This window comes from Rhizobium sp. NFR07, from assembly GCF_900111905.1.
GTDB lineage: Bacteria > Pseudomonadota > Alphaproteobacteria > Rhizobiales > Rhizobiaceae > Neorhizobium.
Genome location: NZ_FOKM01000013.1, coordinates 208,081 through 214,723 on the forward strand (window position 1 = coordinate 208,081; position 6,643 = coordinate 214,723).

The window sequence follows — 6,643 nt, forward strand, 5'->3', positions numbered from 1 at the left end:
AGGCCGCCGAAGGAGATCTTCGGCGGCCTTTTGATTGCTCCGGTCGTCCGGTCTTACTGGATGACGACAACCTTGGTGTTGCGGCCGGGACGGACGCGGCTGTAGAGGTCGATCACATCCTGGTTCATCAGGCGGATGCAGCCCGAAGAGGCCGCAGTTCCGATCGACGCCCATTCCGGCGTGCCGTGCAGACGGAACAGCGTATCCTGGCCCTTTTCGTTGAACAGATACATGGCGCGTGCACCGAGCGGGTTGTTCAAACCCGGGCCCATGCCGTCTTCGACATAGCGGGCGATTTCCGGCCGGCGCGCAGCCATTTCCTTCGGCGGATGCCAGTTCGGCCATTCCTGCTTCCAGGCGACATAGGCAGTGCCCGACCATGCAAAGCCAGCCTTGCCCACGCCGATGCCGTAACGCATCGCGCGACCGCCCGGCATGATGTAGTAAAGGTGACGCTCACGGGTATTGACGATGACGGTTCCCGGCTTTTCAGCAGTGTCGTAATTGACGATCTGACGCACGAACTCCGACTTGACCCGGTTGATCGGGATCGCCGGCAGGGTGTAACCTGCATCCGTCACCGAACCGTAGGAATCGGTGAAGATCTGCGCCGTCTCGATGCGGGCGGGGGCACCGGACTGGGCGGTTTCGGACGTGGTCGAGCAGCCGGCCAGGGCAGCGGTTGCCAGCAGGCCGAGTGCGATCATGCTGTTGCGGAAGCGCATGGATGTCTCTTGATGAACGAATCGATTGAAATGGGCGTCTTCCGCCCGTCGAAATGGTTATTTTCCATTCGATTATTCTTGGCAAGCCGCCTTGATGCACTGCGGGAAGTCGAAGGATGAATTGGGAAAAGCCATTGCCTTTTTGCAACATATGCGGCGGCAGGGAGTGGAAATGACGATACTGAGTGTTGTGAACGATAATCCGCTAATAGACGGCCGTCAGTCGGCCCGCGCCATGATGGTGCGCAAGGGTGCACAGATCCTGCTTCATGACATGCGGCATGCCGTTGTCCCGGAACTCGTGCTGCGAAGTGGGCGGCGCGCCGACCTCGTGACGATTTCGGACAAGGGGGAGATCTGGATCGTCGAGATAAAAACCTCGATCGAGGATTTCCGCGTCGATCGCAAATGGCCCGAATATCGTGCCTTTTGCGATCGCCTCATCTTCGCGACACACAAGGACGTCCCGCTGGATATTTTCCCGGAAGACTGCGGTCTGCTACTGTCTGACGGTTATGGCGCGCATCTGTTGCGTGAAGCGCCCCTGCACAAGCTGGCACCCGCCAGCCGCAAGACGCTCATGCTGGATTTCGCGCGCGCGGCCGCCCATCGCCTGATGATGGCGGAATGGTCGACCGGCCGGAACTTCGACGACGTCTAGAGCTTACTTCGGCGCCCGCTTGGCCAGGATCCGCTGCAAGGTGCGACGATGCATGTTGAGCCGCCGCGCGGTTTCCGAAACATTGCGCTCGCACATTTCATAGACGCGCTGGATATGCTCCCATCGCACGCGATCCGCCGACATCGGGTTTTCCGGCAGATCCGCCTTTTCGCCGGCCCTCTGGGTCAGTGCGTTGAAAACGTCGTCGGCATCGGCGGGCTTGGACAGGTAATCCACGGCCCCGAGCTTTACCGCGGTGACCGCCGTCGCGATATTTCCGTAACCTGTCAGCACGATAACGCGCGTATCCGTGCGGCTTTCCCGGATTGCCTCGATCACGTCCAGCCCGTTGCCATCACCGAGACGCAGGTCGAGAACGGCATATTTCGGCGCTTTCTGCCGGGCCTTGATGATGCCTTCGGCCACGGTCTCGGCGATCTCAACCACGAAGCCGCGCATTTCCATGGCTCTTGCCAGCCTGCGCAGGAAGGGGCCGTCGTCGTCGACGATCAGCAGCGAAGGGTCTGGACCGATGAAATCCTCGGTCGGTTGGCTGGACTGCGGCAATGTTGTTTCCATCTGTCTTCTCCGGGGTCGAAGGACCCGCATAGCATTATCGAACAGCTCCAAACCGGAGCCAAATCAAATTGGCCGATCCATGATCGACCTCGGCCACTCGATTCGAATGCGAGCGCCGGGTTCGCCGTTCTCGCGATTGCCGAAACGAATGGCGGCACCCGAGCGCTCGAGCAGCGTCTTGGCGATAAACAGGCCAAGACCCAGCCCACCGGCCCGCTCCTGGTCCTCGCGCGTGCGCGCCGTCATATAGGGCTCGCCGATCCTGGACAGGATATCGGGCGCATAACCCGGACCGTCGTCCTCGATCGCGATCGTAACCCGCTGGGCATCGAATTCTACCGAAATGGTCACCCGGCTCTTTGCATAATCGACCGCGTTCTCGATCAGGTTGCCGAGGCCATAGAGAATGCCGGCATTTCTGTTGCCCACCGGTTCCTGGCCGCCATCGTTTTTCTCGATGAGCCTGATATCGATGCCGAATTGCCGATGGGGTGCGATCACTTCCTCCATCATCGAGGAAAGCGGAAGGCGGCGCAGGTGCTCGTCGCCCTCGGCGGACATGGATGTCAGTCGGCGCAGGATGTCGCGGCAGCGTTCGCTCTGGCTGCGCAGCAGCTGGACGTCTTCCCTGAAGCGCTCGTCTCCGGCGAGCTCCCGCTCCATCTCCTTTGCCACCACGCTGATCGTCGCAAGCGGCGTGCCGAGCTCATGGGCGGCGGCCGCGGCAAGACCGTCGAGCTGCGAGAGATGTTTTTCCCTTTCGAGCACGAGCTCGGTGGCGGCCAGCGCATCGGCAAGCTGGCTCGCCTCATGGGACACCCGGTAAACATAGAAAGCGGCAAAGGCCATCATCGATGCGATCGCGCACCATATACCGAGCTGCAGCACCGGCTGGATGCGCAGGTGTTCTCCCGCATACCAGGGCACGTCATAGGGCGAGAAGGGAAGCACGGTCGTGCAGATGAGCGCAAGTGCGATCAGGAAGAGCGAGTGGCGTAGAGGCTGCGATGCAAACGCGATGATCACCGGAACACAGATCAGTGGTGCGAACGGATTGCCGAGCCCGCCGGTGATGAAAAGCAGCGCCGCCATCTGAAGAAGGTCGAAGGAGAGCAGCGCCAGCGCCGATTTCGGTCCCAGCCGATGGGTAGCGGGAAACCATGCGGACAGGATGAGGTTGGCGATAGCAAGCGCTCCGATCAGGATCGCGGCCTCGGCGATCGGTATCGGGAAACCGAAGATTGCCCACACGGAAAGCACCGTCACCGTCTGGCCGGCAACCGCCAGCCAGCGCAACCAGACCAGCGTCTGCAGTCTTATGCGGCGGCTGGAATGACCGAATTGTACTTCCCGGATCGAAGATGCTTCTTCGGCATGGGCCATGGGCTTTGCTTTCAATTTTTGTCCAAAACCTCATAAACCATGAGGAGCAATGGAAGACGTGGCATTCTGTCACGTTCCGCGCGGTTTTGCGCGGTGCGTCGGCAATGCGTCGGCCGGATTTTCCGGCCAGGGATGTTTCGGATAACGCCCGCGCATCTCGGCGCGGACATCCTTCCACGAGCCGGACCAGAAGCCGGGCAGGTCGCGTGTCGTCTGGATCGGCCGATGCGCCGGCGAGGTCAGCTCCAGAAGAAGCGGCAGCCTGCCGCCGGCGATCGAAGGATGGGTCTTCAGACCGAAGAGTTCCTGCACCCGGATCGTCAGCATCGGCTCCTCGCCGTCATATTGAATGGGGTGACGCTGGCCCGTCGGCGCATCGAAATGCGTCGGCGCAAGCCGGTTCAGATCCAGCAGCAATTCGTAGGGCACCAGCGACCGCAATCCATCCGACAGGCTGCCGGACGAGATCTGGTCAAGACCCTGGGCCTGCCCCTGGAACGGTATGAACCAATCGTCGAGGCGCTCGAGCAATGCCTCGTCGCTCACATCCGGCCATGGGGCACCGATGGACCGGTGGAGAAAGCCCAATCGTTCCTTGAGCTGCAGCGTTTCCTTCGAGAAGGGCAGGCTCTGCAGCCCGAATTGCCTCACGCCGCCGGCAAGCGCTCGGGCCGCCTTTTCGCCGGTCGGCCTTGGCAAGGGATTTTCGGCAAGAATGATCGCGCCGAGCCGCGTTACCTGGCGAGCGCGCACCTGGCGGCTCGCCGGATCGAAAACGCATTCCTCCGCGGTCTGGATCGCGCCGCGAAGTTCCGCCTCGACATCGGCCCGGTCCACCTCGGCGGCTGCGAGAATGCGTGCCCGTGCCGCCCGTCCGGTCAGATCCGCGATTACCAGCATCGAGGCTGCGGACAGTCTTTCGGTCTCCGGCAATTCGGCGCCGCGTCCATTGGCCATGACGAAACGCCCGCGCCCGCCCCGCTGCAGCGCAATCCTGTCGGGATAGGCATGCATGAGAAGCCGCCCTGCAGATGCGCTTTCATGCGTGTCTCTTCTATTGGGCAATCCCGCCGCGATCCTGTCCGCCAGGCGTCGGCTGGATTGGGCTCTTTCACTACGATCCGTGCGAAAGCGCCGCAGCCGGTCGTCGAGATCGATATCGTTTCCGCCGAGACCCTGTTCGGTAAGCAATATGGCAAGCTGGCTTGCCGCGCGGCCATGTCCAATCTCGTCTGCCTGGATCACCATGGCCGCAAGCCTCGGCGGAAGCGCCAGCTCGCGCATCAGCCGACCCTGCGCCGTCAGACTGCCGCCGGCGTCGAGCGCGCCGAGCTGCCTAAGCAGGTCTCTTGCTTCGGTAAAGGCGGGGCCGGGCGGCTGGTCGAGAAAGGCAAGCGTGCCGGGATCGGTGACGCCCCAATGGGCAAGGTCGAGTACGAGGCCGGAAAGATCGCTTGCGAGGATCTGCGGCGGCGTGAAAGCCGGAAGGGCGGCCGACTGTCCCGCATGCCACAGCCTGATCGCGATCCCCGGCGCGGTTCGCCCGGCGCGCCCCGCACGCTGATCGGCGGAGGCCTGGGAAGCGCGGACGGTCTCGAGCCGGGTGATGCCGGTGGCGGGCTCGAACACCGGCAGACGCTGCAAACCGCTGTCGATGACGATGCGGACCCCGTCTATGGTGATCGAGGTCTCGGCGATCGACGTCGCGAGAACGATCTTCCGCATGCCGGGCGGGCTGGGCTTGATTGCTCTGTCCTGCTCTTGCTGCGACAGGTTGCCGAACAGTGGCGCGATGATCGTGTCGGGGCCGAAGCGCGTCGCAAGGCGCTCCGCGGTTCTCTGGATTTCCGCCTGTCCGGGCAGGAAGGCCAGAATGGAGCCTTCCTCGGTCCGGTAGGCGTCATCGATGGCGCGCGTCATCACATCCTCTATGCGCTCCTGCGTGTTCCGCTCGCGGTAACGGATCTCGACAGGGAAGCTGCGCCCTTCGCTCTTGATGACGGGTGGCTGGTCGAGGAGCCTGGCGATGCGATCCGTATCCAGAGTGGCCGACATGACGAGGATGCGCAGATCCTCGCGCAGCGCCGACTGGGCGTCGAGGCCAAGTGCCAGGCCGAAGTCGGCATCGAGAGAACGCTCGTGGAACTCGTCGAAGATCACCACGGAGACTCCGGAAAGCTCGGGATCCTCCAGGATCATGCGCGAGAAGACGCCTTCGGTGACGACCTCTATCCGGGTTGCCGCGGATACTTTGGTGTCGAGCCGCATGCGATAACCGACGGTCCGGCCCACGACCTCGTCGAGCAATGTGGCCATGCGCGATGCGGCAGCGCGCGCCGCAAGCCGGCGAGGCTCGAGCAGGATGATCTTTCCCGTGCACCAATCCTCGTCGATCAATGCGAGCGGCACCATGGTCGTCTTGCCCGCGCCAGGCGGTGCGGACAGGACAGCCCGGTTGTTCCGCCGCAGCGCTGAGGCCAGCTCGTCGATCACCTCCATGATCGGAAGCGCCTGCGACTTCCCCGTCTTGCGCGCCGCGCTGGGGGCTGCGTCTCTGTCCGTCGATGCCATGTCCTGCCTTCAGCCGCCGGGGGCGATATGTACCGGCGTCCTATATATATATGAGAGGATCTTCCCTGCCTGCTCGAATGCCACAATCGGCCCCGTTCCTCCAGTGCCCGGCGCGATCGGAAGTTGCCGAAAATATAATCCTGCCCGCGAATTAGGCTGAAATCTTCGTCTTTCACGACCTGGAAGAAAAATGACATTTTTTTAAAGACGGCTGTTGACTCCGTCCGGCTCCCGGCCTTATAAGCCCACTCACTGAACGAGGGCGGCGGCGCTGCTAGCGACGAAGACTTTCGTTCTGAAGAAATCAAAGAGAAGTTGGCGCATGCTGATGGGGCCGGGTTTCCGGTTTGGCTCTTGGGTTTTTGACGTTCGGCCTGATGTTTTGGGTTTTTCGTCTGTTTTTTGACAATTGAATATGGAAGAAAGAGAAACGTGGTCGGCGGGTTTTCGCGGACGAGGTCTAGGCCTTGTCTAGTTAGAAGACAAAATGACGGTCACGTTTTGAATGAGAACGATGGAAACGAGCGCTGCGAAGCGTTTGGTGTACATATAAAAATGTTCTCGTCGATTCAGAACATAGTGATCAGTCATGATTGAATTCTCAACTTGAGAGTTTGATCCTGGCTCAGAACGAACGCTGGCGGCAGGCTTAACACATGCAAGTCGAGCGCCCCGCAAGGGGAGCGGCAGACGGGTGAGTAACACGTGGGAATCTACCCATCCC

The 6,643-nt window shown here is 61.5% G+C and carries 5 protein-coding genes and 1 rRNA gene; 2 read left to right on the forward strand and 4 right to left on the reverse strand.

From position 1 onward, the window contains the following. Window positions 1-53 precede the first annotated feature (53 nt). Complete coding sequence (locus BM216_RS24705; protein WP_093001877.1) at window positions 54-725, reverse strand: L,D-transpeptidase; 672 nt, start codon at window positions 723-725, stop codon at window positions 54-56. Window positions 726-897: 172 nt separating this feature from the next. On the opposite strand from BM216_RS24705, the gene BM216_RS24710 reads away from it, so the two are divergent. After that, a complete protein-coding gene (locus BM216_RS24710) occupies window positions 898-1,386 on the forward strand; it encodes an MmcB family DNA repair protein (RefSeq protein WP_093001905.1) in 489 nt (162 codons plus the stop codon). Between the two features lie 3 nt (window positions 1,387-1,389). Here the strand turns inward: BM216_RS24710 and BM216_RS24715 are convergent, their stop codons facing one another. The 3 genes from BM216_RS24715 to hrpB form a co-directional block, all read right to left on the reverse strand. Continuing rightward, window positions 1,390-1,965, reverse strand: coding sequence for an ActR/PrrA/RegA family redox response regulator transcription factor (locus BM216_RS24715; RefSeq protein WP_093001878.1), 576 nt, complete (start codon window positions 1,963-1,965; stop codon window positions 1,390-1,392). Between the two features lie 63 nt (window positions 1,966-2,028). Beyond that, complete coding sequence (locus tag BM216_RS24720; protein ID WP_093001879.1) at window positions 2,029-3,348, reverse strand: ActS/PrrB/RegB family redox-sensitive histidine kinase; 1,320 nt, start codon at window positions 3,346-3,348, stop codon at window positions 2,029-2,031. Window positions 3,349-3,417: 69 nt separating this feature from the next. After that, window positions 3,418-5,847, reverse strand: a complete 2,430-nt coding sequence (hrpB, locus tag BM216_RS24725) for an ATP-dependent helicase HrpB (protein WP_244530311.1) — start codon at window positions 5,845-5,847, stop codon at window positions 3,418-3,420. 674 nt (window positions 5,848-6,521) lie between these two features. On the opposite strand from hrpB, the gene BM216_RS24730 reads away from it, so the two are divergent. Then, window positions 6,522-6,643, forward strand: a 16S ribosomal RNA gene (locus tag BM216_RS24730); the annotation flags it as partial.

What these genes read in the sequence shown, in the direction of transcription:
- BM216_RS24705 (WP_093001877.1), bottom strand. Translation starts at nt 725, where the DNA reads ATGCGCTTCCGCAACAGCATGATCGCACTCGGCCTGCTGGCAACCGCT.
- BM216_RS24710 (WP_093001905.1), top strand. Translation starts at nt 898, where the DNA reads ATGACGATACTGAGTGTTGTGAACGATAATCCGCTAATAGACGGCCGT.
- BM216_RS24715 (WP_093001878.1), bottom strand. Translation starts at nt 1,965, where the DNA reads ATGGAAACAACATTGCCGCAGTCCAGCCAACCGACCGAGGATTTCATC.
- BM216_RS24720 (WP_093001879.1), bottom strand. Translation starts at nt 3,348, where the DNA reads ATGGCCCATGCCGAAGAAGCATCTTCGATCCGGGAAGTACAATTCGGT.
- hrpB (WP_244530311.1), bottom strand. Translation starts at nt 5,847, where the DNA reads ATGGAGGTGATCGACGAGCTGGCCTCAGCGCTGCGGCGGAACAACCGG.